The organism is Collinsella sp. Sow4_D11 (assembly GCF_052116465.1).
GTDB lineage: Bacteria > Actinomycetota > Coriobacteriia > Coriobacteriales > Coriobacteriaceae > Collinsella.
Map to the genome: position 1 here is coordinate 93,889 of NZ_JBQKLA010000006.1, position 23,788 is coordinate 117,676.

23 protein-coding genes are annotated in these 23,788 nt (G+C 61.2%); all 23 read left to right on the forward strand.

What is annotated here, in order from left to right:
• Window positions 1–13 precede the first annotated feature (13 nt).
• The 23 genes from ACTQ40_RS04290 to ACTQ40_RS04400 all read left to right on the forward strand — a co-directional run bounded on the left by ACTQ40_RS04290 (window position 14) and on the right by ACTQ40_RS04400 (window position 23,359).
• A complete protein-coding gene (locus tag ACTQ40_RS04290) occupies window positions 14–922 on the forward strand; it encodes a dihydroorotate dehydrogenase (protein ID WP_427717595.1) in 909 nt (302 codons plus the stop codon).
• Window positions 916–1,632: an orotidine-5'-phosphate decarboxylase gene (gene pyrF / locus ACTQ40_RS04295; protein ID WP_427747926.1), complete on the forward strand. Its 717-nt coding sequence runs from the start codon at window positions 916–918 to the stop codon at window positions 1,630–1,632. Before ACTQ40_RS04290 ends, pyrF begins: the two co-directional genes overlap by 7 nt.
• A 240-nt stretch (window positions 1,633–1,872) precedes the next feature.
• Complete coding sequence (gene mihF / locus ACTQ40_RS04300) at window positions 1,873–2,181, forward strand: integration host factor, actinobacterial type (RefSeq protein ID WP_006236130.1); 309 nt, start codon at window positions 1,873–1,875, stop codon at window positions 2,179–2,181.
• Window positions 2,182–2,751, forward strand: coding sequence for a guanylate kinase (gene gmk, locus ACTQ40_RS04305; protein ID WP_441563420.1), 570 nt, complete (start codon window positions 2,182–2,184; stop codon window positions 2,749–2,751). It abuts the gene before it with no gap.
• 5 nt (window positions 2,752–2,756) lie between these two features.
• On the forward strand, window positions 2,757–3,038 hold the full coding sequence (locus ACTQ40_RS04310; protein WP_370450597.1) for a DNA-directed RNA polymerase subunit omega: 282 nt from the start codon (window positions 2,757–2,759) through the stop codon (window positions 3,036–3,038).
• Window positions 3,039–4,283, forward strand: a complete 1,245-nt coding sequence (gene thiI, locus ACTQ40_RS04315; protein ID WP_427726849.1) for a tRNA uracil 4-sulfurtransferase ThiI — start codon at window positions 3,039–3,041, stop codon at window positions 4,281–4,283.
• Window positions 4,284–4,497: 214 nt separating this feature from the next.
• Window positions 4,498–5,208, forward strand: a complete 711-nt coding sequence (locus ACTQ40_RS04320) for a helix-hairpin-helix domain-containing protein (protein ID WP_441563421.1) — start codon at window positions 4,498–4,500, stop codon at window positions 5,206–5,208.
• Window positions 5,205–7,508, forward strand: coding sequence for a DNA internalization-related competence protein ComEC/Rec2 (locus tag ACTQ40_RS04325; protein WP_441563422.1), 2,304 nt, complete (start codon window positions 5,205–5,207; stop codon window positions 7,506–7,508). Before ACTQ40_RS04320 ends, ACTQ40_RS04325 begins: the two co-directional genes overlap by 4 nt.
• Window positions 7,509–7,586: 78 nt before the next feature.
• Window positions 7,587–8,549: a DNA polymerase III subunit delta gene (holA, locus tag ACTQ40_RS04330; RefSeq protein WP_441563423.1), complete on the forward strand. Its 963-nt coding sequence runs from the start codon at window positions 7,587–7,589 to the stop codon at window positions 8,547–8,549.
• 133 nt (window positions 8,550–8,682) lie between these two features.
• Complete coding sequence (rpsT, locus tag ACTQ40_RS04335; RefSeq protein ID WP_022094714.1) at window positions 8,683–8,949, forward strand: 30S ribosomal protein S20; 267 nt, start codon at window positions 8,683–8,685, stop codon at window positions 8,947–8,949.
• Between the two features lie 96 nt (window positions 8,950–9,045).
• On the forward strand, window positions 9,046–10,857 hold the full coding sequence (lepA, locus tag ACTQ40_RS04340; RefSeq protein ID WP_154516289.1) for a translation elongation factor 4: 1,812 nt from the start codon (window positions 9,046–9,048) through the stop codon (window positions 10,855–10,857).
• Between the two features lie 4 nt (window positions 10,858–10,861).
• A complete protein-coding gene (gene dusB / locus ACTQ40_RS04345; RefSeq protein ID WP_441563424.1) occupies window positions 10,862–11,905 on the forward strand; it encodes a tRNA dihydrouridine synthase DusB in 1,044 nt (347 codons plus the stop codon).
• Window positions 11,906–11,907: 2 nt separating this feature from the next.
• Window positions 11,908–13,140 (forward strand): radical SAM family heme chaperone HemW, encoded by a 1,233-nt coding sequence (gene hemW, locus ACTQ40_RS04350; protein WP_441563425.1) that lies wholly within the window; start codon window positions 11,908–11,910, stop codon window positions 13,138–13,140.
• 58 nt (window positions 13,141–13,198) lie between these two features.
• The gene (locus ACTQ40_RS04355) at window positions 13,199–14,302 is read left to right on the forward strand and encodes a DnaJ domain-containing protein (RefSeq protein ID WP_441540763.1); all 1,104 of its coding nucleotides are present in this window, start codon (window positions 13,199–13,201) and stop codon (window positions 14,300–14,302) included.
• 81 nt (window positions 14,303–14,383) lie between these two features.
• Complete coding sequence (dnaJ, locus tag ACTQ40_RS04360) at window positions 14,384–15,532, forward strand: molecular chaperone DnaJ (protein ID WP_441563426.1); 1,149 nt, start codon at window positions 14,384–14,386, stop codon at window positions 15,530–15,532.
• 9 nt (window positions 15,533–15,541) lie between these two features.
• A complete protein-coding gene (locus ACTQ40_RS04365; RefSeq protein WP_370450600.1) occupies window positions 15,542–16,834 on the forward strand; it encodes a MiaB/RimO family radical SAM methylthiotransferase in 1,293 nt (430 codons plus the stop codon).
• On the forward strand, window positions 16,815–17,801 hold the full coding sequence (locus ACTQ40_RS04370; RefSeq protein ID WP_441015490.1) for a PhoH family protein: 987 nt from the start codon (window positions 16,815–16,817) through the stop codon (window positions 17,799–17,801). Before ACTQ40_RS04365 ends, ACTQ40_RS04370 begins: the two co-directional genes overlap by 20 nt.
• Complete coding sequence (gene ybeY / locus ACTQ40_RS04375) at window positions 17,798–18,307, forward strand: rRNA maturation RNase YbeY (protein ID WP_154516304.1); 510 nt, start codon at window positions 17,798–17,800, stop codon at window positions 18,305–18,307. The genes ACTQ40_RS04370 and ybeY overlap by 4 nt, the downstream gene beginning before the upstream one ends.
• A 9-nt stretch (window positions 18,308–18,316) precedes the next feature.
• Entirely contained in the window at window positions 18,317–18,694 is a 378-nt protein-coding gene (locus ACTQ40_RS04380; protein WP_441563427.1) for a diacylglycerol kinase family protein, read from the forward strand.
• A gap of 12 nt (window positions 18,695–18,706) precedes the next feature.
• Entirely contained in the window at window positions 18,707–19,780 is a 1,074-nt protein-coding gene (gene era, locus ACTQ40_RS04385; RefSeq protein WP_441563428.1) for a GTPase Era, read from the forward strand.
• Between the two features lie 15 nt (window positions 19,781–19,795).
• Entirely contained in the window at window positions 19,796–20,545 is a 750-nt protein-coding gene (recO, locus tag ACTQ40_RS04390) for a DNA repair protein RecO (RefSeq protein ID WP_441563429.1), read from the forward strand.
• A gap of 138 nt (window positions 20,546–20,683) precedes the next feature.
• Complete coding sequence (gene rpsO / locus ACTQ40_RS04395) at window positions 20,684–20,962, forward strand: 30S ribosomal protein S15 (protein ID WP_154516313.1); 279 nt, start codon at window positions 20,684–20,686, stop codon at window positions 20,960–20,962.
• 150 nt (window positions 20,963–21,112) lie between these two features.
• Window positions 21,113–23,359, forward strand: a complete 2,247-nt coding sequence (locus ACTQ40_RS04400) for a polyribonucleotide nucleotidyltransferase (RefSeq protein WP_441563430.1) — start codon at window positions 21,113–21,115, stop codon at window positions 23,357–23,359.
• Window positions 23,360–23,788: the final 429 nt, after the last annotated feature.

A 23,788-nucleotide genomic window follows, 5' to 3' on the forward strand; every position in this document is an offset into this window, starting at 1 on the left:
GGGTACCGTGAACATGTCCGTCGATTTCGGCGGCGTCAAGATGCAGAACCCCATCAACACCGCAGCCGGTACCTTTGGCTACGGTTGGCAGTTCCAGAACTTCTTTGATGTCTCCCAGCTGGGTGCCATCACCACCAAGGGTTGCGCTGCCGAGCCCTGGCCCGGCAATCCCGCACCCCGCATGGCCGAGATCCCCGGCGGCATGATCAATTCCGTGGGCCTGCAGAACCCCGGTGTGGCCGCTTTCGCCCGCGAGTCCGGTCCGTGGCTCGAGCAGCTCTCCAAGGACGGTTGCCAGGTCATCTGCCAGGTTGCCGGTCACTCCGTTGATGAGTTCGTGCGCGCGCTCGAGATGTATGTCGAGCTGTGCCCCTGGGCTGCCGGCTATGAGATCAACGTGAGCTGCCCCAACATTGCCGCCGGCGGTGCCGCCATGGGCTCCACGCCCGAGGGCGCCTCTTCCGTTATGGCTGCCTGCCGCAAGGTGACCGATAAGCCACTGTTCGTTAAGATGGCTCCGGTCAACGTCGCCGAGATCGCCCGCGCCCTCGAGGCTGCCGGCGCCGACGGCCTTTCGGTCATCAACTCCATCCAGGGCATGGCCATTGACGTGCACACCCGCAAGTCCCGTGTGGCCAAGCCCAAGGGCGGCCTTTCGGGCCCGCTGTGCCACCACATCGCCGTGCGCATGGTCTGGGAGGTCGCCCAGGCCGTCGATATCCCCATCAACGGTGTCGGCGGTGTCATGACCGGCGAGGATGCGGCCGAGTTTATCCTGGCCGGCGCCACCTGCGTGTCGGTCGGCATGGCCAACTTCGTCGACCCGTGTGCTTCGCTTAAGATCGCGCACGAGCTCGAGGCCTGGGCGGAGTCCCAGGGCGTAAAGGACATCAACGAGCTGGTAGGTGCGTTCGAATGCTAGAGACCGATGCCCGCGACCGTGTTATCGTCGCCCTCGACTGCGACCGTGAGCGCGCACTCGAGCTCGCCCACGAGCTTTCGGGCCATGCCGCCTGGCTCAAGGTGGGCATGACGCTCTATTACGCCGAGGGTCCCGAGATCGTCAAGACGTTCAAGGATTTGGGCTTTAAGGTCTTCCTCGACCTCAAGTTCCATGACATTCCGCATCAGGTGCGCGGTGCCGCTCGCTCGGCCTCGCTTGCCGGTGCCGACCTGCTCTCGGTCCACGGCTTGGGTTCGGGCGCCATGCTCGCTGCCTGCCGCGAGGGTGCCGAGGAGGCGCGCGAGGACCGCGCCAAGCTCGTCGCCATCACCGTACTTACGAGCATGAATCAGGATGCGCTGGCGGAGATCGGCGTCGAGTCGCCCGTGGCCGAGGAGGCCGCTCGCCTGGCAAAGCTCGCTCAGGCCAACGGCATCGACGGTATCGTGTGCTCGCCGATGGAGGCTCACGACATGCGTGAGCTGCTCGGCCCCGACGCGCTGATCGTGACTCCGGGTGTGCGTCCGGTGGGTGCCGCCCTGGGCGATCAATCCCGTGTGGCGACACCTTCCCAGGCTATCGAGCGCGGTGCGAGCCACATCGTGGTGGGCCGTCCTATTACCGGCTCCGACGATCCGGTTGCGGCCTTTGACGCCATCGTCGCCGAGCTGGTCGAAAACGTCGCGTAAAAGATTCCCTCAAGTCACCACTTTTGGGTCTTATTAGCACAAATTAGCCCTTGTGCCTGCGAAAACTTTCCCATCCTTTGTGTGGAATCACAGGTCAGGGGCTCAACTTTGACCTCCGTATATTGCACTTTTCGCAGGTATCGTCTAACCTATGGAGCCGTCGATTGGGCATTTAGTGCGTTTGACGTGCTAAAATGCCAATTATTGCATCAGATATAACCCAACTATTTGGAGGTTCGAATGGCACTCCCTCAGCTTACCGACGAGCAGCGTAAGCAGGCTCTTGAGAAGGCTGCCGCCGCACGTCACGCCCGCGCTGAGCTTCGCGAGCAGATCAAGAAGGGCGAGAAGTCTCTCGAGTCCGTGCTCAACTCCGATGACCCCATCGCTTCCCGCATGAAGGTTTCCACCCTCATCGAGTCTCTGCCCGGTTATGGCAAGGCCAAGGCCGCCAAGATCATGGAGGAGCTCGGCATCTCCGCTACCCGTCGCGTCCAGGGCCTCGGCGTCCGTCAGCGCGAGCAGCTCCTCGAGCAGCTGACCAAATAAGTGAGCGCTCAGGATTCAAAGCTCTTTGTGATTTCTGGACCGTCAGGTGCAGGCAAGGGGACGCTCGTCACTCGTGTGCGCGAGCGCCGCTCGAACCTGGGCCTGACGGTTTCGGCTACCACGCGAGCGCCACGTAAAGGTGAGGTCGACGGCGTCAACTACTTTTTCCTGACGCGCGAGGAGTTCGACCGCCGCGTGGCAAACGGTGAGTTTGTTGAGTGGGCCGAGGTCCACGGTAACTGCTACGGTACGTTGGTGAGCGAGGTCGCATCCAAGCTCGCCTCTGGCTCGTCTCTGATTTTGGAGATTGATGTCCAGGGTGCCCTGCAGGTCAAGGAGCGTTTCCCCGATGCCGTGTTGATCTTTATCAAGCCGCCTTCGCTTGAGGTGTTACGCGATCGCCTGGTCGGTCGCGGTACCGAGACGCCCGAGACGATCGAGCTGCGTATGGCAAACGCCGCCGATGAACTTGCCCTTGCCGACCGCTACGACGACGTCGTGGTGAATGACGATCTCGACCGCGCGACCGATGAGCTCGTTCGCGTTCTCGATATGCATGAAAGGATCTGAGGTCCGTGTCCGTTGTAAAGCCTTGTATTGACGATCTTCTGGAGAAGACCGATCACAACCGCTTCCTGCTCGCCTCGCTCGCCTCCAAGCGCGCCTGCGACATTAACAGCATGCTGCGCGGCCAGCACAACCGCGTGCTTGCCGTTCAGGATGTCGATGACATTACCATTGGCCTCTCCGGCGCCGATACCATCTCGATGGCTATGGACGAGATTGTCGACGGCGATATCTCCTACGACGAGGCTCGTTACAAGAAGGCGCTCGGCCACAAGGTTGCTGAAGCCTAAATGGCAGCTCGCGTCTGCCTGGTCCACTATCACGAGGTTGGACTGAAGGGCAAGAACCGCGCACATTTTGAGCATATCCTCATGGATAACATCAAGGCGGCCTTGGCCGCCTTTTCCGTGAATGCCGTGTCTCGAATTTCCGGTTATATCCTCGTGACCTTTAACGAGCATCAGGCCGACGAGGCGGCGCGTGTCATTCGCACCGTCCCCGGCGTTGCCCGCGTGTCCCTGGCATATCACACCAACCGCGACCCGCAGGAGTACTGCGCCGCCGCCGTGAAGGCGCTGCGCGAGTTTGGTCCTTTCGATTCGTTTAAGGTGCATGCCAAACGCTCTAACACCGACTACGAGCTCACCTCGATTGATATCAATCGTCAGGTTGGCGAGGTACTGTGCGAGGCCTTCCCCGATAAAAAGGTCCAGATGCACGACCCCGACGCGATGGTGCACGTACTGGTGGTCCAGGGTAGCGTTTACGTGTATGCGCGCTCCGAGCGCGGCGTGGGCGGTCTGCCGGTGGGTTCCGCCGGCAAGGTTGTGACGCTTCTGTCGTCGGGCATCGATTCTCCGGTGGCGACCTGGATGCTCGCGCGTCGCGGCGCGGTGTGCGTGCCGGTGCATTTCTCCGGTCGTCCGCAGACACCCGATACGAGCGAGTATTTGGTGCAGGACATTATCCGTGCGCTTGCGCCGGGCGTCCAGATCGGCCGCCTGTACGTGGTGCCGTTTGGCGATTGCCAGCGTGAGATTTCCGTGGCCTGCCCCAGCAACCTGCGCGTGATCATGTATCGCCGCATTATGTATTCGGTTGCCGAGCGCATTGCGCATATCGAGGGCGCCAAGGCTATCGTGACCGGTGAATCGCTCGGTCAGGTTGCCTCCCAGACGCTCGAGAACATTATGGCCGTCAACGAGGCCGTCAAGATCCCCGTGTTCCGCCCGCTGATCGGTTCGGACAAGCAGGAGATCATCGCGCGTGCCGAGGAAATCGGTACCTTCGATATCTCGACCGAGGCTGCTCCCGATTGCTGCACGCTCTTTATGCCGCGCCGCCCCGAGACGCACGCAAAACTCGATGCCGTGCATGAGGCGTGGGAGCTGTTCGATCACGAGGAGATGATTGAGCGCTTGCTCAAACAGACCGAGTACATCGACTTCGAGAGCAACACGTACAAGGCCCCTAAGACCTTAAAACGTAAACATCCTCAGCTTGCTCCACGTGAGATTTACCAAGATCACGAATAATGTTGTGTATAGACCGGCGGTGCATTTGCATCGTCGGTCTATCTCTATCTGGGCATTAGGCGATAAACGGTTCATTTGTCGACGTGTATCTGAATAAATGGACACTATCCTGCAAGGTTTTGGTCAGCTTTTGGTTTGACTTCGATAACCGGTGTGGGCGTGCGGAGGCTACGGCGCTCGTTTCCTGACACGATGGTGTTGGGAGGTGTTTGCTATGGCGCAACGCGAGCAACACGAACGGGTTAAACGGATGGACCGCTGGGCAGAAAAGCTGCTCGGCCATAAGGCGATGGTCGTGGCGATTCTGATTGTCATTGCCGCCGCGAGCGGCTTGGCGATGGCAAGTTTTAGTAGCCGCTCCAGCGGCGTGTCGTTTGAGCGTGGTGATGAGGCGGGCGCCTCGGATGTGCGCGGGGCCGGGGATGGGTTACCTGATGATGCCGATGAGTCGTCTGCCAAGAGTTCTTCTGCTGCTGAGGTGTACGTCGATGTCGATGGCGCCGTTGCGAGGCCTGGCGTGTACCGGCTCAAAGACGGAGCGCGGGTGTCCCAAGCGATCGATGCCGCCGGAGGGCTTACGGCTGAGGCGGATGTGACAGGGCTTAATCGTGCGTCCAAGATCACAGATGGTCAAAAAATCTATGTTCCGATGGTGGGGGAGCAACAAGCGGCTGCGGCGGTCGGCGGGGTCGAAAGCGGTGCTGCCATGACTGCTGGTGCGGGGTCTTCGTCGGGGCTTGTGAATATCAATACGGCAAGTGCGGCGGAACTGCAGACGCTTTCGGGCATCGGGCCTTCTACGGCCCAGTCGATTGTCGATGAGCGGACTCAAAACGGGGCCTTTGCCTCGGTCGATGACCTCATGCGCGTATCGGGGATCGGTGAGAAAAAGCTCGCCAAAATTAAAGATTGCATCTGCGTATGAGTGTGTCCGAGTGCGAGCATGTGATGCCGCCGCGGCCCCTGATGCCGTGGACGATGGCCCTTTGTTCTGGCTTGTGTGCGAGCTGCGGCCTGGTGCTTAACGTGGCAGCCGATTTGCTGCTGGGGGAGCGGGCAGCGCCCGTCACATTGCTTATGGCCATTCCCGTTGCGGCTGCCGCGTGCATCGTATTGGCTCGGTTTTGTATGCGTCTTGTGCGGTGGAGGCGATGGCTGTATGCCGCGTCCCTCGGCCTCCTGGCGGGAGCGGTCGTGTCCGCGGGTTGGGCGATAGGGGCGCTGCGTGCTTCGACGGCACTGGATAATCGAGCTGCGAGCAGTCTCGAGTTTGTTGTACAGGGTGACCCATCCATCAATGACGGGACGTACTCCTATACCTGTGATTCATATGCGGGTGGAAAGCGCTTGGGCGAGATACGGCTGTCGTGTGACCGTGAGCTCAGCGCCGGTTCGCGTGTGCATGCTGTCGGTCGAATTTCGCGTTTTGAGAATGATGCGTATGGGCGCTCACGCGTGCTTCGGGGCGAGCTTCGAAAAGTTAAGGTCATCCGGTTGGTATCGGTTGACGAGGGCTTTCCGGGGCCGTTGCCCTGGCTGCGAAACGAGCTCCTTGCCGCTATCGCGCCCGAGACCGATCCGGCGCGCTCGCTCATTGCCGGCGTTGTCTGCGGACGCTCCTCCGAGCTGCGTGCTCAGCCGGCGGGCGATTTGTTTTCGGTAACGGGCACCGCACATCTTATCGCCGTCTCGGGCAGCCATCTTGCCATCGTTGGGTTTGTGATTGAGAGCGCCCTGCAAAAGACTCGCCTCTCTCGTGGGCTGCAGAGGGGGCTGTTGGTGCTGGCCCTCGCTGCCTATGCCGTCTTTACGGGCGCTTCGCCCTCGGCCGTGCGCGCGTGCTGTATGGTGGCGGTGACGCTTGTCGTCAACGGTGCCGGACGTCGTCGGCATGGCCTTTCGGCTCTATTTTTGACCATGACAATCTTTATGTTGCTGCGGCCGACAGTATTGTTCGAGATGGGTTTTCAGCTATCGTGCGCCAGTGTTTTTGCCATCCTTTGTTTTTGCCCCTACGCTACCTACGCCTTGGGCGAGCTGGGCGTGCCATCGGGGGTTGCCAGTATTTTGTCCGTCACGCTGTGCTCGCAGCTCGCGACACTTCCCGTAACCATTCCCGCATTTGGGATGTTTTCGCTCATTGCCCCGCTTGCCAATGCCGTGATCGGTCCGGTGATAAGCGTTCTGCTCGCATCTTCGGTTGTGCTGGTGCCTTGCTCGCTTGTGCCGCTCTTGCGCCACGGGGCGCTTGTGGTGCCCATGGCTATCGCTCGCTGTGCCCTGTTCTTTGAGCAGCTCTTTGCTGCCGTTCCGGGCGCATCCGTAAGCGTGCCGCCCGATACGCCCTTGGTATACGTGGTGCCTTTTTCGCTGGTGGTCCTCTTGGTCTTGTGGCCACGCCCCCGCGCGCGGCCCATGGCAGTGGGGCTGCTGTGTTTGATGCTTGCGGCGGGCGTTCCGTATGTCTATTGGGATCGATGTGCGCCGCCTTCGGTGACAGTCCTTGATGTTGGCCAGGCCGATGCGATTCTTGTTCGTCAGGGTGGCGCCGTGGCGCTCGTCGACTGTGGGCTCGACGCGCGCGTGGTGTCGGCGTTGGTTCGCAATAACGTCCACCATATCGACGCCGTCTTCGTGACGCATTGGGATGAAGACCATTGGGGCGGTCTTCCCGACGTACTCGATCGGTTTTCGGTAGGAACCATTGCGGTTGCGGCGGATGCGCTGGGCAGTGCGCCTGCTGAGGTCCTGAATCGCCCAAGCGTCACGTATCGGCAGGTGGCTCGCGGAGACACAGTCGATATCGGCGCATTTCGGGCTCGCGTGATGTGGCCGTTTGATACGGTTGACGGTGAGGGCAATGAGGACTCGCTTGTCTTGCTGCTCTCCTATGCTCAGGAAGGCAAAAGCCTGCGTATGCTCCTCACTGGTGATGCCGAGCTCGATCAGGAGCGCGAGTTTGTACAGGAGGTGGGTGATATCGATGTGCTCAAGCTGGGGCATCACGGCTCAAAAGATTCTGTCGATACAGACCTGCTGGAAACCCTTAAGCCCGAGCTCTCTATTGCGAGCGCGGGCGAGGGCAACCGCTACGGCCATCCATCCGATGCCTGCATCGATGCCGTTAGCGATGCGGGCGGCGCGTTCGCATGCACTATCGAGAGAGGCGACATTACCGTCTCGCCGACTGCGGCCGGTTTTGCCATGCGATGTCAGCGACCGTGATGCTGCCGTTGGCGCGGGACCAACCCGTGGGATAGAATGGCACGGTACGAACAGGAGAGCCTGCGGGAGGGGAGCGCGATGTCTGAAACCGGTCTGCTGCCGGCATATCTGATCGTCGGTACCGACGGAGTCAAGCGCGACCACGCCGTCTCGCGTATGAAAGCACGTCTGGAAAAGTCGGGTATGGTCGAGTTCAACCTCGACGAGCGCGACATGACCAAGGACCCCGATATCGAGTCCGTTATCGGATCGCTCAACACTTTTCCCATGGGCAGCGAGTTTCGCTTGGTAATCCTTGACGGCTGCTCAAAGCTCGCCAAGGCGGTCTCGGAGCCGCTTGTCGAGTATTTAGCGAGTCCAAGCCCCACAACGGTCTGTCTCATCATCGCCGACTCGCTTGCCAAGAACACGCGCCTGTATAAGGCGATCGCCAAGATCGACAAGAAGGCCGTGATCGATTGCTCCGGCACCAAGCGCTGGGAGCTACCGCGCCGCGTGCAGCAGATGGCGACGCAGCACGGCAAGTCGATCTCGACGGCGGCCGCCGAGGAACTCGTCTCGCGTTCGGGTGAAAACACTCGCATGCTCGATAACGACTTGGCCAAGCTTGCCCAGATGGTCGATGCGCCGCAAATTGAGCTTGCCGATGTGGAACGCTGGATCGTGCGCACGGCCGAAGTTCAGCCCTGGGATTTTCTCAACGCGGTCTCGGCACGTGATATGCGCCGCTCTCTTGAGCTCTTTGGGCTGCTACCCGCCAAGAGCTATGTGTGGACCTACACGCTGCTGTGCGGACGCATTCGCGAGCTTATCGTCGCCAAGGCGCTCGATGCGCGTGGGCAGGGTCGCGAGCTTGCCGCGACGCTCAAGCTTCAACCCTGGCAGGTTAAGAATCACCTGACCTGGGCACGCCGCTTTTCGATGGCGGAGCTCGTCGCGGCGCTCGAGGGCGCGGTCGATGTTGAGCTCGCTCTTAAGGGTTCGGCCGATTCTCAGAACGCGCTTTTGCTCTGGATTACGAACATCTTGAGAAAATCGTGATGATACCTGTCTATTTGACAAATTCGTTCTATCCCTTTGAGGGGGAGCGTGCTATAGTAGGCGCTTGCATGACCTCACCGTGTCTCAGAGGTGTCATACATTTTTTGCAAGGAACTCGAAAGGAACTCCAGAAGTGGCAAACATCAAGTCTCAGAAGAAGCGTATCCGCACCAATGAGGCAGCTCGCATGCGTAACAAGGCTGTCAAGTCCGAGCTCAAGACGCTGACCAAGCACGTCCAGTCCGCCGTCGCCGAGGGCGACGCCGAGAAGGCCCAGGCTGCCCTCAAGACCGTCACCAAGCGTCTCGACATGGCTGCCGCCAAGCATGTTATCCACAAGAACCAGGCTTCCAACCGCAAGTCCGGTCTTGCCAAGCTCGTGAACAGCATCAACGCCTAAGTTGTAAATTTCACACCACACAGATTACGCGCATAAATGGAGCCTGTTTTATGGAACAGGCTCCATTTTTTGTACCGCTCGGGTAAGATAGTCCGCATGAATACTTCAATTGACATTTCCCACATCCGCAACTTCTCGATCGTTGCGCACATCGACCATGGCAAGTCCACGATCAGTGACCGCATCCTCGAGCTCACCCATACCGTCGACGAGCGCGACATGGAATCGCAGCTGCTCGACACCATGGATATCGAGCGCGAGCGCGGCATCACGATCAAGTCCAATGCCGTTCGCGTTTCCTATGACGCCGACGATGGCGAGACGTATCAGTTCAACCTGATCGATACGCCGGGCCACGTGGACTTTACCTACGAGGTCTCGCGTTCGCTTGCCGCTTGCGAGGGTGCGGTGCTCGTCGTCGACGCCACGCAGGGCGTAGAGGCGCAGACCGTCTCCAACGCGACGCTCGCCATGAACGCCAACCTGGATATCGTGCCGGCTATCAACAAGATCGACCTGCCGTCGGCACACCCCGACGAGGTTAAGACCGAGATCGAGGATGACCTTGCGATTCCTGCCGACGATGCCGTATGCGTATCGGGCAAGACCGGCGAGGGCATCCATGATCTGCTGGAGTCCATCGTCTTTTTGATCTCACCGCCCAAGGGCGATGCGACGGCTCCGCTCAAGGCGCTCATCCTGGATTCGTATTTTGACGAGTACCGCGGCGTCGTCGCCACGGTCCGCGTCTTTGACGGCTCCATCAAGAAGGGCGATACCCTGCGCATGATGCAGGCCGAGGGCGACTTTTTGGTCGATGGCGTGGGCGTCAAGCGTCCCGCCGAGACTCCGGTCGACGCGCTGACGGTCGGTGAGGTGGGCTACGTGGTCACGGGCCTGAAGGACCCTGAGGCCGTTCGCGTGGGCGATACCCTCACGTGGGCGTCGAATCCCTGCCCTGAGCCGCTTCCCGGTTACCGTGAGGCCAAGCCCATGGTCTATACGGGCTTGTTTCCGATCGACAACAAGGATTATGAGAACCTGCGCGACGCTCTCGATAAGCTGCATGTCAACGACCCTTCGTTGGTGTGGGAGCCCGAGACCTCGGTGGCGCTCGGCTTTGGCTTCCGCGTTGGCTTCTTGGGCCTGCTGCATATGGAGGTCGTCAAGGAGCGCCTGGAGCGTGAGTTCAACCTGGACCTCATCGCCACGAGCCCTTCGGTGGACTACCACGTCTACAAGACCGACGGCGAGATGATTGATGTCCGCAGCCCGCAGGATCTGCCCGAGGCTACGCGCATCGAGCGCATTGAGGAGCCCTACCTCAAGGCCAAGATTATCTGCCCGCCCGAGTATACGGGAGCCGTCATGCAGCTCGCTATCGAGCACCGCGGCATTACGACCGACATGATCCACCTCACGAGCAAATCGGTCGAGATGCGCTTCGACATGCCGCTCGCCGAACTCATCCTGGACTTCTTTGACCAGCTCAAGAGCCGCACCAAGGGCTATGCGTCGCTCGACTATGAGTTCAACGAGTATCGTCCCTCCGAGCTCGTCAAGCTCGATATCCTGCTTTCGGGCGACGAGGTGGACGCGCTTTCGTTTATCGTGCACAAGGACAAGGCCTATGGCCTGGCCCGCGGATTGTGCGACAAGCTTAAGGAAATAATTCCGCGCCAGCTGTTCGAGGTGCCCATTCAGGGTGCCATCGGCAACAAGATCATTGCCCGCTCGACCGTCAAGGCGCGCCGCAAGGACGTTTTGGCCAAGTGCTATGGCGGCGATATCTCGCGTAAGCGCAAGCTGCTCGAGAAGCAGAAAGAGGGCAAGAAGCGCATGAAGGCCATCGGTTCGGTCGAGGTCCCGCAAGAGGCCTTTATGGCGATCCTCAAGGTGGACGAGTAGTTCCATGGCGCTTTCCGAATACAGTACGCGGCTGCTGGGTGCCTATGCCGAGCAGCCGTTCCTTATGGCTCCCATGGCCGGCGTGACCGATCCCGCCTATCGCATCATGTGCCGCCGCCGCGGCGTCAATCTTGCCTATAGCGAGATGGTGAGCGTGGCGGGCCTTGCCTATGCCAGCAATAAGACGTGGCGCCTGGTGCTGCCGGCCGACGAGGAGCGGCAGATCTGCGTACAGCTCTTTGGCTCCAAGCCCGATCAATTTGCGAGCGCCGTCGCTGCCGTCGAGGAGCGTGTGGGCGATCGCCTATCGCTGATCGATATCAACATGGCCTGCCCGGCTCGCAAGGTCGTTACCAAAGGCGAGGGCTCGGCGCTCATGCGCACGCCCGAGCTGGCCGAGAAGATCGTCGAGGCGGCGGTGGGCGCGGCGCACGTGCCCGTGACCGTTAAGATCCGCAAAGGCTTTTACGCCGAAGATCGCAATGCCGCGACGTTTGCCCAGATGCTCGAGGGGGCGGGCGCCGCTGCTGTGGCGGTGCATGGTCGCTGTGCCACGCAGCTCTATACGGGTCAGGCCGATTGGTCGGTCGTCGATGAGGTGGCCGATGCTGTCGAGATTCCCGTCATCGGTTCGGGCGACGTGTTCTCGGCCGAGGATGCCGCGGAGCATCTGCGCAACTCGGGTGCCAGCGCGGTGTTTATCGCACGCGGCATCTACGGTAATCCCTGGGTCTTTGGTGATGCTCGCGCCCTTGCGCTCAATGGCGTACCGGTGCCGGTGCGCAGCTCTGTCGAGCGCCTGGACGCCCTGCGCGAGCATCTCACGCTGACGCATGAGCTTCTGCCGCTCATGTCGCGTGCCCGTACGTACGCGAGCTGGTATCTAAAGGGCATGCCCCATGCCGCCGCCTGGCGCGCCCAGGTGGTGCGTTGCTCCACATATGAGGAGTTCATGGCGTTGGTCGATGATGTCGAGCACGATGTGGTGGCCTGCGAGGCCGCACTTGCCGCTGGCGAGTCGGTGCCCGCCCATCCGCTGGAGGCCTAACGGTGGCCGTTAGCGCGCTGTACGTGCATGTGCCGTTTTGCGCTCAAAGGTGTCGGTACTGCGACTTTGACTCACGCAGTTTTGCTCCCTGCGACCTGAGCGCTGCGCTCGATGCCTATTTTGAGCAGCTGTATGCGCGCCTTGATGCCTTTGGAGACACCGGGGCGTTAGCACAGGTCCGCACCGTCTATGTTGGCGGCGGCACACCGTCGCTGGCGGGAGAGCGTCTGGTGGAGCTTGCCCGGCGTATTTGCATGTGGTGCAAGCCCGTTGAGTTTACCTGCGAGGCTAATCCTGAGTCGCTGACCGCCGAGCTTGCCGCTGCGCTTGCCAAGGTTGGTGTCACACGCGTCTCTCTGGGCGTGCAAACGCTCGATAATGCCGAACTTACCGCCATCGGCCGCATTCACGATGCCGATCGGGCGCTCGCTGCCATCACGACGGTTAAGGACGCTGGGCTCGATGTGTCGTGCGACCTTATGTGCGGCCTTCCCGGGCAGACCGCAGCGAGTTGGAAGCGCACGCTCGATGGCGTGTTGGCAGCGGCGCCGCAACATGTGTCGGTGTACCCGCTCACGCTCGAGGAAGGCACGCCGCTCTACCGCATGGCGTTCTGCGACGAGTCGCTCGAGCCCGACGAGGATTTTCAGGCTGCGTGCATGGAAGCGGCGCGCGAGCGTCTGGGCGCGGCCGGCTATCACCCGTATGAGGTGGCAAGCTATGCACTCGACGGACATGAGTGCTCGCATAACATCGCCTATTGGACCGGACGGGGCTATCTGGGCCTGGGTCGCTCTGCCGCCGGTATGCTCGACGCCGAGGATTTCGATCGCTTGGCCGGGCTTTATCCCGACGTGCCCGGTCGCGGCGATGCGTATCGCGTGCGTCTGGTGCAACGCGACGATGCCGCGACGACGTTTGATGCCGAGTATCTGTCGCAGCGCGAGGCGGCGGCGGAGGATTTGATGCTTGCCTGCCGCATGACGCGTGGCATTGGGCCCGACCTGTTGGTTCGCTCGGCAAGCGTGATTCCTGCAGACGAGCTGGCGGCGTCCTGTGACCGTGCGCTCGAGTTGGGCCTTGCCACCTGGGTACCCGATGATGTCGGGGGGCATGCGGGGCGCATCACCTCAAAAGATGTTGTAGCAGGTCGCGCCCGCGCCCGTTTAGCGCCCACCCACTTGGGCTGGCTCGATGGAAATATGCTGTTCGAGCTGTTTTGGGGTCTAGCTTAGGCCGCTCGGGTAGAATTACCGCAATATATACGCTGCTGTGAGCAGGAGGTTGCCGCGCATGGCGACGATGAACGAAAAAGATTACTACGAGATCTTGGGTGTCTCCAAGGACGCCACCTCGCGTGATATACAGAAGGCCTTTCAGCAAAAGGCCCGCAAGCTCCATCCGGACGTCAACAAAGAGCCGGATGCCGAGGAAAAGTTTAAAGAGGTTTCCGAGGCCTATGCCGTGCTTTCGGACGAGCAGAAGCGTGCGCGCTATGATGCCATGCGCTCGGGCAATCCCTTCGCCGGCGCTCCTTCTGCTTCGCCCTATGGCGGCGGCTACGCCGGCAGCGCAGGCTATGGCAATCCCTTTGAGGGCGGCTTTCCCTTTGGTGGCGCCTGGGGCCAGCAGCGTCGCAGCCAGGCTGCCTATAATCCCGAGAACGGCGCCAACGTGGTCGTCGATATTAGGCTCGACGCCAAGGAGGCCAAGGGCGGTGCCCGCAAGACCGTCCGCTATACGCGCTTCGATACCTGTGGTCATTGCGGAGGCTCGGGCTCTGTCTCGTCCGAGCATGCACATACCTGTCCGAGCTGCGGCGGTCGCGGCCACATCGACGTCGACCTGTCCTTCCTGTTTGGTGCCGGCACGTTCCAGTCGGTCTGCCCCGAGTGCGGCGGTTCCGGTAAGGTCGTCGCCGACCCCTGCCCCGATTGCGGTGGCAGCGGGCGGACCCGTGTGACCTCCGAGCAGACGATTGAGTTTCCTGCCGGCACGCATGATGGCGACGAGGTCCATATTGACGGCATGGGTCACGCCGGCACCAACGGTGCCTCGGGCGGCGATTTGGTCGGGCGCGCCCATGTCGAGGCCGAACGCCTGGAGGGCAAGGCTCGTACCGGTTTTTACCTGATGGGCATCGTGGCGCCTTTTTTGGTGCTGTCGGCCATCTCGGGCGTGTTCTCGGCCTTTGCCATGATGTGCTTTGTTCCGTTTGCCATGGGCTTGTTCATGGTGCTCTCGGACGGCGTGCTTCACCGCAGCCTGCTGTGGTGGAAGCGCGGCGCGATGCAGTTTGCCAACGGTTTTGCCAACGGATTTATGTTTGCTCTCGTGTCGGTTTGGTTTGCGAGCTGCTCGCAACGTGCCATGCTTTCGCCCTACGCAATGCAATAACATCAAACCCTTTGTTTGCGGTCGGCCCAGCTTGGGTATAGGACGCACTGTGACAATAATGAAAGTCGGAAGGATTCGGTCGTGTCGGAAAATAGGGATTACTACGAGGTACTTGGCGTCGACAAGGATGCCGACGCGCGGACGATTAAGCGCGCGTTTCTAAAGAAGGCCCGTATCGTACACCCGGACGTTTCGGACGACCCCGATGCCGAGGCCAAGTTCAAAGAGCTCAACGAGGCATATTCCGTTCTTTCCGACGAGCAGAAGCGTGCAAACTACGATCGCTACGGTTCGTCCGACGGCCCCGGTGGCTCCGGCTATGTCGACATTAACGATATCTTTGGCGGCATGGGCATGGACGACCTCTTTTCGTCGTTCTTTGGCGGCGGTGCCGGCGGTGGCGCCCGAAATCGCCGCGAGCGTCGTCGCGGCCGCGACATGGCCATCTCCCTTTCGGTGACCCTTGAGGAGGCGGCGCTCGGTTGCAAAAAGACGATCAGCTATGACCGCCTTGCCCCCTGTGATGATTGCAATGGCACCGGTAGGGCGGAGGGTGCGGCCGAAAAGCAGTGCAGCCGTTGCCACGGCACGGGCTATGTCACGACGGTCCAGCGCTCGTTCCTGGGTCAGGTTCAGTCCTCTTCGCCCTGCCCCGACTGCCATGGCGAGGGCACGGTCATCGACCATCCCTGCGAGACCTGCGACGGTCAGGGCCGCACGCCTTCGCACGAAAAGATCGACATCGATATCCCTGCCGGCGTCTCGACCGGTCGCCAGCTGCGCGTGAGCGGCTTTGGCGAGGCAGGCCTTCGTGGTGAGCCCTCGGGCGACCTGATCGTCAACGTGCGCGTCGCCGATCACGAGCGTTTTAAACGCAACGGCGACGACCTGTACCTCGTGAGCGATATCTCGATTGCGCAGGCTGCGCTCGGCTGCGAGATTAAGGTTGAGGGCATTTTGCCCGACGAGGTCGTCAAGGTGTGCGTCCCCGCCGGTACGCAGTACGGCGACACCGTGAGTGTCAACAACTACGGTATGCCCCGTATCGGCGGTGGCGGCTCGCGTGGACGCTTGATCGTTCAGCTGCGCGTGCTCGTCCCCACGAACCTTTCCGCCAAGCAGCGCGAGCTGCTCGAGGCTTTCGCCGCCGAGTCGGGCGACGATGTCGCTTCCGGCAAGAAATCGGTGACCGATCGCATTAAGAGCGCTCTCGACGACATCCTCGATTAAGGAGCCCGCGTGCTCGCACCTCATATCTCTGTTGTCAACCTCGGCTGCCGTGTCAACCGGGTTGAGTCCGACCGTATCACTGCCGATCTTATGCGCCTGGGTTTTGCAATGGTGGAGCCTCAGGATGCGGAGCTGATCGTCATTAACACCTGTGCCGTTACGGGCGAGGCCGAGGCCAAGACCCGTAAGGCCGTCCGCCATGCGCTGGCTCATCCAAAAGAGCCCTATGTGGTCGTGACCGGGTGCGTTGTCAATTTGCACCCCGAGGAGCTTCTGGAGCTTTCGGACCGCGTGATCGCGGAGCCGTCTAAGATCGATGTCGCCGAACGCGTCTGCGAGGTGCTGGGCGTTGAGTCCGATAGCGTGGCCGCCTGTAGCGACGGCGATGTGGTCGACGCGCTCGGTCGCTCGCGTCTGGGTGTGAAGATCCAGGACGGCTGCAACCATCGTTGCACCTATTGCATTGTGTGGAAGGCCCGCGGCCCCGAGCGCTCCGTGCCGGTCGAGTCTGTGCTCGAACAAGTTCGTGAGGCTCAGGAGGCCGGCGTGCCCGAGGTGGTGCTGACGGGCGTGAACCTGGGCGCCTACGATGGCAAGAGTGCGACTGACGAACACGTCGAGATCGATGAGCTGCTCGAGGCCATCATGGAGCGTACGTCTATTCCGCATGTGCGCATTTCCTCGGTCGAGCCCATGGATATCTCCGAGCCCCTGCTTAAGGTCATGGCGCGCTATCCGCAGCGCATCGCCCCGTTTTTGCACCTGCCCGTGCAGTCTGGCTGCACGGCGACCCTGCATCGCATGGGCCGTCCCTATAGCGCCGAGGCATTTGAGGAGACGGTGCGCATGATCCGCGCCAACTTGCCTCAGGCGTCCCTTTCGTGCGACGTCATCGTCGGTTTTCCCGGCGAGACGGACGCGGAATTTGAGGAGTCGCTGGCGTTGTGCCGTCGCGTGGGCTTTTCGCGCATGCATGTCTTCCGCTATAGCAAGCGTCCCGGTACCCTTGCTGCCGATATGCCCGACCAGGTGCCGCCCGAGGTTATGGCTGAGCGCAGCCGTCGTATGCGAGCCGCGGCGCAGGAACTCGCCATTGCCGACGCCCGCCGTCGCGTGGGCACCGTCGAGCGTGCCGTGCTCGAGTATGGCGACAACCTGACGCTCGGTTCGTTCCATCATGCCCGTCTTGACGATACCTGCGGACTCACAGCCCCGTGCCTGCTCGATGTTGCTATCATCGGAGTCGATGATTCCGGCTTGGTCCATGCACGCAGGGAGGTTCATGGAAGCCTCGAAGATTAGACTTACCGTTCCCGATGGAATTGATCCCTCGCGCGTTTTGGGTGCCGGCGACGGCGTCCTTCGTGCGCTCGAGAGCTTGGTTCGCGCCCACGTGGTCGCCCGTGGCGACCGTATCGCCGTGTGCGGTGACCCGGACGAGGTCGAGCTCGTGGCGCGCTTTTTCGAGCATGCTTTTCGCGAGGCTGCCGCCGGACGGACGCTGTCTGTCGACGATGTCTCTCGCTGCCTGGCCGTCTTGCGCGACGGTGAGTACGGGGCTACGTCGCTTCGCGATGATGTGCTGCTTTCGTATCGCGGTCGTGCCATTCGCCCCAAGACGCTCGGTCAAAAGCGCTATGTGGATGCCATCCGCTCGCATACCATCACGTTTGGCTTGGGTCCTGCCGGTACCGGTAAGACCTATCTGGCCATGGCGCTTGCCGTTGCCGCGCTCAAGCGTCACGAGGTGGGCCGTCTGATCTTGACGCGTCCGGTTGTCGAGGCGGGGGAGAACTTGGGTTTTTTGCCCGGTACCCTCGAGGAAAAGATCGATCCCTACATGCGTCCGCTCTACGACGCCCTTTTTGACATGATGGATCGCGAGCGCACCGATGAGCTTATGGAGCGTGGCGTGATCGAGATCGCCCCGCTTGCCTACATGCGCGGTCGTACGCTGAGCGATGCCTTCGTGGTGCTCGACGAGGCTCAAAATACCACGCCCGAGCAGATGAAGATGTTCCTGACGCGCTTGGGCTTTAACTCCAAGTTTGTGATTACCGGTGACCTGAGCCAGCGTGACTTGGTAGGTCGTCGCGGTGGTCTTGCCGACGTTGAGCAGATTTTGGGTCGTGTCGACGATGTCGCGTTTTCGCACCTCGAGCGTGCCGACGTGGTGCGTCACGCCTTGGTGGGGCGAATCGTCGAGGCATATGATGCTTATGATGACGTGCGCGAGAAACGCGTGCGCGACCGAAAGGAGTCCCGTTGAGTGTATTGATCAGCAACGATGCCGAGCTCGATACGCTGCTTGTCGCGCAGGAGGTAGAGCACATCTGCGAGGTCGTGCTTGCTGCCGAGGGCGTTGAGCGAAAAGTCGAGATTTCCCTTTCGTATGTCGATGAGGATGAGATGCACGAGCTCAACCACGAGTGGCGCGGTATCGACCGTACCACCGATGTCCTCTCGTTTGAATGCGACTCGGCCTTTGACGAGGATATCCCAGCCGACGAGACGCTCGAGCTCGGCGATATCATCTTGGCCCCGCAGGTCATTGCCCGTCAGGCCCCCGGCTTTGGCAATAGCCCTGCCGATGAGTGCCGCCTGATGCTCGTGCATGGCATGTTGCATTTACTGGGCTACGATCATATCGAGGACGACGAGGCCGAGGTCATGGAGGCCCGCGAGGACGCCATCCTGCGCGATCTGGCGCTCGAGCGCGGCGAGGACCCCAAGCTGGTTCACGTCGGCCCCATCACCAACCATGCCCACGACTAGGAGCCGTCTATGATTCCCGGATCGAACAAAGACCATCCGTCCTTTTTAAAGTCGTTCTCCTACGCCATGGAGGGCTTCGTTACCGCCGTCAAGACCGAGCGTAACATTAAGGTCATGCTCGTGGCGGGTGTGTGCACTGTCATTGCCGGCTGCATCGTGGGGCTCGACATTGCCGAGTGGGCTACGATTATCATTTGCTGCGGCCTGGTGATTCACGGCGAGCTGTGCAACACCGCCATGGAGGCGATTGTCGATTTGGCGACCCAGCAGTTCCATCCGCTGGCAAAGCGTGCAAAGGATATCGCCGCCGCCTCCGTATACGTTCTTTCCATCACCGCCGCGATTGTGGGCTTGTTGGTATTTGCCCACGCGCTCGGCTTTATTTAGAAAGGGATCTTCATGTCCGACAATATGCAGCCTATCGATGAAACGCTGGACGACGAGCCCCTGGATGCTGTGGATGCCGAAGCGACTGAGGCTTGCGAGGTCGAGGAGTTCGACCCGTTTGAGGGCATGAGTGACGAGGAGCTCGACGCCCTGTGCGACGAGGACGACAGCCTCGCGGGCTTTGGCGACGTTGAGCCCGGTTTCCGCAGCGGCTTCGTGGCCCTGGTCGGTCGCCCCAACGCCGGTAAGTCCACGCTGCTCAACGCCTGCTATGGCAAAAAGGTCGCCATCACCTCGCCGGTGGCCCAGACGACCCGCCGTCGCATGCGCGCCGTCGTCAATCGCCCCGGTTACCAGCTGGTTTTTGTCGATACCCCGGGTATTCACAAACCCAAGGACGGTCTGGGGTCCGAGCTCAACAAGAGCGCGCTGTTCGAGCTGAACGATGTCGATGTCGTCGCGTTTTTGATTGATGCCACCAAGCCGATCGGCAGGGGAGACGCCTGGGTTGCCGAGCGCGTCAGATGTGCCCGTTCCAAGAAGGTCCTGGTGCTCACCAAGGCCGATGAAGCCGATCCCGCACAGGTCATGGAGCAGCTTAAGGCCGCCCACGAGCTCATGGAATATGACGATGAGATCGTGACGTCGTCGGTCAAGAACTTTAACGTCGATGCCTTCATCGAGACCGTTGCGCACTTTTTGCCCGAGGGCCCGCGTTGGTTTCCCGAGGATATGGGTACTGACGCTTCCGACGAGACGCTCGTTGCCGAGTTTGTGCGCGAGAAGGTCTTGCGCCGCACCCGTGATGAGATTCCGCACTCCGTTGGCGTAATCTGCGATGCGCTCGAGCAGACCAAGAAGGTGCTGCGCGTGCATGCCACCATTTACGTCGAGCGCGAGGGCCAAAAGGGCATCATCATCGGTAAGGGCGGCGAGATGATCAAGCATATCGGCATCGACGCCCGTCGCGATCTTGAGCGCATCTTTGGCACGCACGTTTTTTTGGAGCTGGACGTGAAGGTAAAGGCCGGCTGGCGTGACGACGAGGCCCAGATTCGCCGTTTTGGCTACAACGCCGAGGACTAAGGGCGCGCGGCGCTCATGGCAGGCTCACGGACATATCGCACAAAGGTACTCGTCCTCGATAAGACCAAGCTCAAGGAGACCGATCTGATCTTGACGATGCTCGATGAGCGGGGTCGGCAGGTCCGTGCCGTGGCAAAGGGCGCGCGCAAACCCGGCGGGCGCCTGGCGGCGCGCTGCGAGCTGTTCTGTACCGTCGATATGCTGCTCGCGCACGGACGGTCGCTCGACGTGGTTTCCCAGGCCGAGCTTATGGAGGCGCCGCTCGGCGCCGCGCCCGATTACGAGACGACCTGCGCCGCAAGCGCGATCGCCGAGGTCGCGCGCGTGTGCTCGTTCGAGGACGCCGAGGACCCGTTTACCTTTGCCATTACGCAGCGAGCACTTGCCCTGGTGGGCAGCAGGCTCGATACGGCACATATGGATCTGCTTGTGGCGGCATATGTCTTTAAGCTGCTGTCGCACGTTGGCTATCGACCCGATTTTTCGGCCTGCGTACTGTGCGGAGACCCCATGCTGTCGTATTTTTCGCCCCAGGCGGGCGGGCTCATGTGCGGGTCGTGCGCGTCGAGCGTTCCGGGTGCCGAGCTGGTGTCGACCGGCGAGGTCGCATGGCTGCGCGTCCTCATGTCCATGACCTTCGATGCGCTCATGGCCGAGAGGGTCGATCCCCATACTGCCGCCTTTTTGCTGGGGCTTTCGCATGTTTGGGCTGCGACGCACACCGATCAGCGTCTTCGCGCGATGGAATTCATGTTGGGTCGGTGATGATGGGCATACGCGGTCCGCTTGTGGTAACATACCGACCTGTTGGTACCTCGACCTTGGATGCTCGCTCCACCGGCGGCTTCCCAGTCCGAGGCGAATAGAGTCGCCCGCGGGCGACGCGAAACGAAAGGTGAAACAATGACTGTTTCCAAAGAGCGCAAGGCGGAGCTGACTGCCCAGTTCGGTAACACCCCGGTCGACACCGGCAACCCCAAGGTTCAGGTCGCCATCCTGACTGAGCGCATCAAGGAGCTGACCGAGCACATGAAGTCCCACCAGAAGGACTTCCACACCCGTCGTGGTCTGCTCATGCTCGTCGGTCGCCGTCGTCGTCTTCTCTCCTACATCAAGAAGAACGACGTCGTCGAGTATCGTGAGCTCATCAAGGCTCTGGGCATCCGCGACAACATCCAGTAAGGATTTGTACATGCTAAGAGCGTCCTGCGCAGCGGGGCGCTCTTTTTGTGTAAGGGCGTGAACAATCACGCTCTGAAGCGTGGCGGGGGCAGGGGGCCCGCGTCACATGAGAAGCCTGCAGGCAAGGGGCCTGCGGGGTAAAGGAGAACAATGACACTCGTATCCAAGACCTTTGAGCTGTACGGCAAGACCTACACCTTTGAGTCGGGCGAGCTTGCCAAGCAGGCCACCGGCGCTTGTCTGGTCAAGCAGGGCGACACCACGATGCTCGACACCGTGGTCGTCTCCAAGGAGCGCAAGAACTACGACTTCTTTCCGCTGACCGTCGACTTCAACGAGAAGATGTACGCTGCCGGCCGCATCCCGGGTGGCTACCTCAAGCGTGAGGGCCGTCCCAGCGAGAAGGCCACGCTCACGGCCCGCATGATCGACCGTCCTATTCGCCCGAGCTTCCCGGACGGCTTCCGCAACGAGGTGCACATCGTCGCCACCTCGCTCGTCGCCGACCAGGTCAACCCCTTCGACGTCATCAACGTCATGGGTGCCTCCCTGGCCATGACGCTCGGCGGCGTGCCCTTCGAGGGCCCGCTTGCGTGCGTGCGCATCGGCCGCAACGTGGAGACCGGCGAGTTTATCGTCAACCCCACCTATGAGGAGCGCGAGAACTCCGATCTGGACCTGGAGCTGGGCGGCTCTGCCGACTTCATCTCGATGGTCGAGGCCGGCGCCGATGAGATCTCCGAGGACGATATGCTCGCCGCCATGAAGTTTGGCCAGGAGGCCCTCGCTGCCTTCTGCCGGGCTCAGGACGAGTTCGTTGCCGAGTGGGAGCAGGTCAACGGCGCTATCGTCAAGAAGGAGTACCCGCTCGACCAGCCCGTCGAGGAGGTCCAGGAGCGCATCTTCGCCCACTACGACGAGATGGCAGCCGCCCTTCGCGACGCCGACAAGCTCTCCCGTATCGGCAAGGTCGAGGCTCTGAAGGAGTCCATCCGTGCCGAGTTCACCGAGGAGGAGCAGGCCGCTTGGGAGCGCGAGATCCCCGTGGCACTCAAGAAGCTCGAGAAGAAGGCCATGCGCACCATGGTCGTCGAGACCGGTGAGCGCGTCGACGGCCGTGCCGCCGATGAGATTCGCCCCATTATGGTGAAGGACAACTACCTGCCGCTCGTTCATGGCTCCGGCCTGTTCCAGCGCGGCCAGACCCAGGTGCTCTCCGTCCTGTCGCTCGGCATGCTCAACGAGGGCCAGCGTCTGGATACCATCGAGCCCACCGAGGGCAAGCGCTACATGCACCACTACAACTTCCCGCCGTTCTGCACCGGCGAGACCGGCCGCATGGGTAGCCCCAAGCGCCGCGAGATCGGCCACGGCAACCTGGCCGAGCGCGCCCTGCTTCCGGTGCTCCCCGACGAGAACGAGTTCCCCTACGCCATCCGCGTGGTCTCCGAGGTCATGGAGTCCAACGGCTCCTCTTCGATGGCTTCGACCTGCGGCTCCACGCTCGCCCTTATGGACGGCGGCGTTCCCATTAAGCGCCCGGTCTCCGGTATCGCCATGGGTCTGATCCAGGAGGAGGGCAAGACCGTGGTCCTGTCTGACATCCAGGGTCTCGAGGACTTCCTGGGCGATATGGACTTTAAGGTCACCGGCACCACCGAGGGCATTACCGCTCTGCAGATGGACAACAAGGCCACCGGCCTTACCTTTGACATCCTGGCCCGCGCCCTGCAGCAGGCCAAGGAGGGTCGCGCCTTCATCCTGCAGAAGATGCTCGATGTGATCCCCGAGCCGCGCCACACCACGCGCAACACCGCTCCGCGCATCGTCTCCATCCAGGTTCCGACCGACAAGATCCGCGACGTCATCGGTTCCGGCGGCAAGGTCATCCGCGGCATCCAAGACGAGACCGGTGCTTTGGTCGACATCCAGGAGGACGGCACTGTCTTTGTCGGCGGCACCGGCGAGTCCGTCGACCAGGCTGTCGAGCGCATTAAGCTCATCATCAAGGTTCCCGAGCCGGGCGAGGAGTACACCGGTCGCGTGGTCTCCATCCAGCCCTTTGGCGCCTTTGTCAACCTGCTGCCCGGTAAGGACGGCCTGCTGCACATCTCCCGCGTCGCCAAGGGCCGCGTGGAGAAGGTCGAGGACGTCCTCAACGTGGGCGACGAGGTTAAGGTCGTCGTCATCGAGGTCGACGATCGCGGCAAGATCTCGCTCGATCGTCTGGATAAGCCCGAGGCTCCGGCTCGTGCCGAGGGTGCCTCCGAGGGCGACGGTGAGCACTTCCAGCGCCGTGAGCGTCCGCGTCGCGAGCGCTCCGAGCGCAGCGACCGTCCGCGTCGTCCCGGCGACAACGGAGGCCGCAAGCCCCGCCGTCACCACGACGCCGAGTAACAGCTACGCATAAGCGGCTCAACAAGGGCGACTCCGGACAGGGGTCGCCCTTTTGCTATTCCCGGCGGGGTCCGCGGGTAAAGTTTCCTGCTCTACAGTCCTGCTCGCACGGAGAGCACATTAAGTGCTCTCCGGCTCGTGCGGAACTCGCGATAAACTTTACCCGCGGCCCCCGCCGGGAATAGCAAAAGGGCTGGTGGGTGCGGATTTCGGTTTTGTCAGATAGTCTATTCAGTTATCTGAATTCAGATCTTTAGATAATCGCATGTGCGGCATTACCCCAGATAAAACCGACCAAAATAAACCTGTCCCTTTTTGGCAGGTCTGGGGCCATCGGGGGCCGGGGCGGGTTAAGTTTGTCGCGAGTTCCGCACGCAAAGGAAAGCACTTAATGTGCTTTCCGTCTTGCGCAGGACTGTAGAGCAGCAA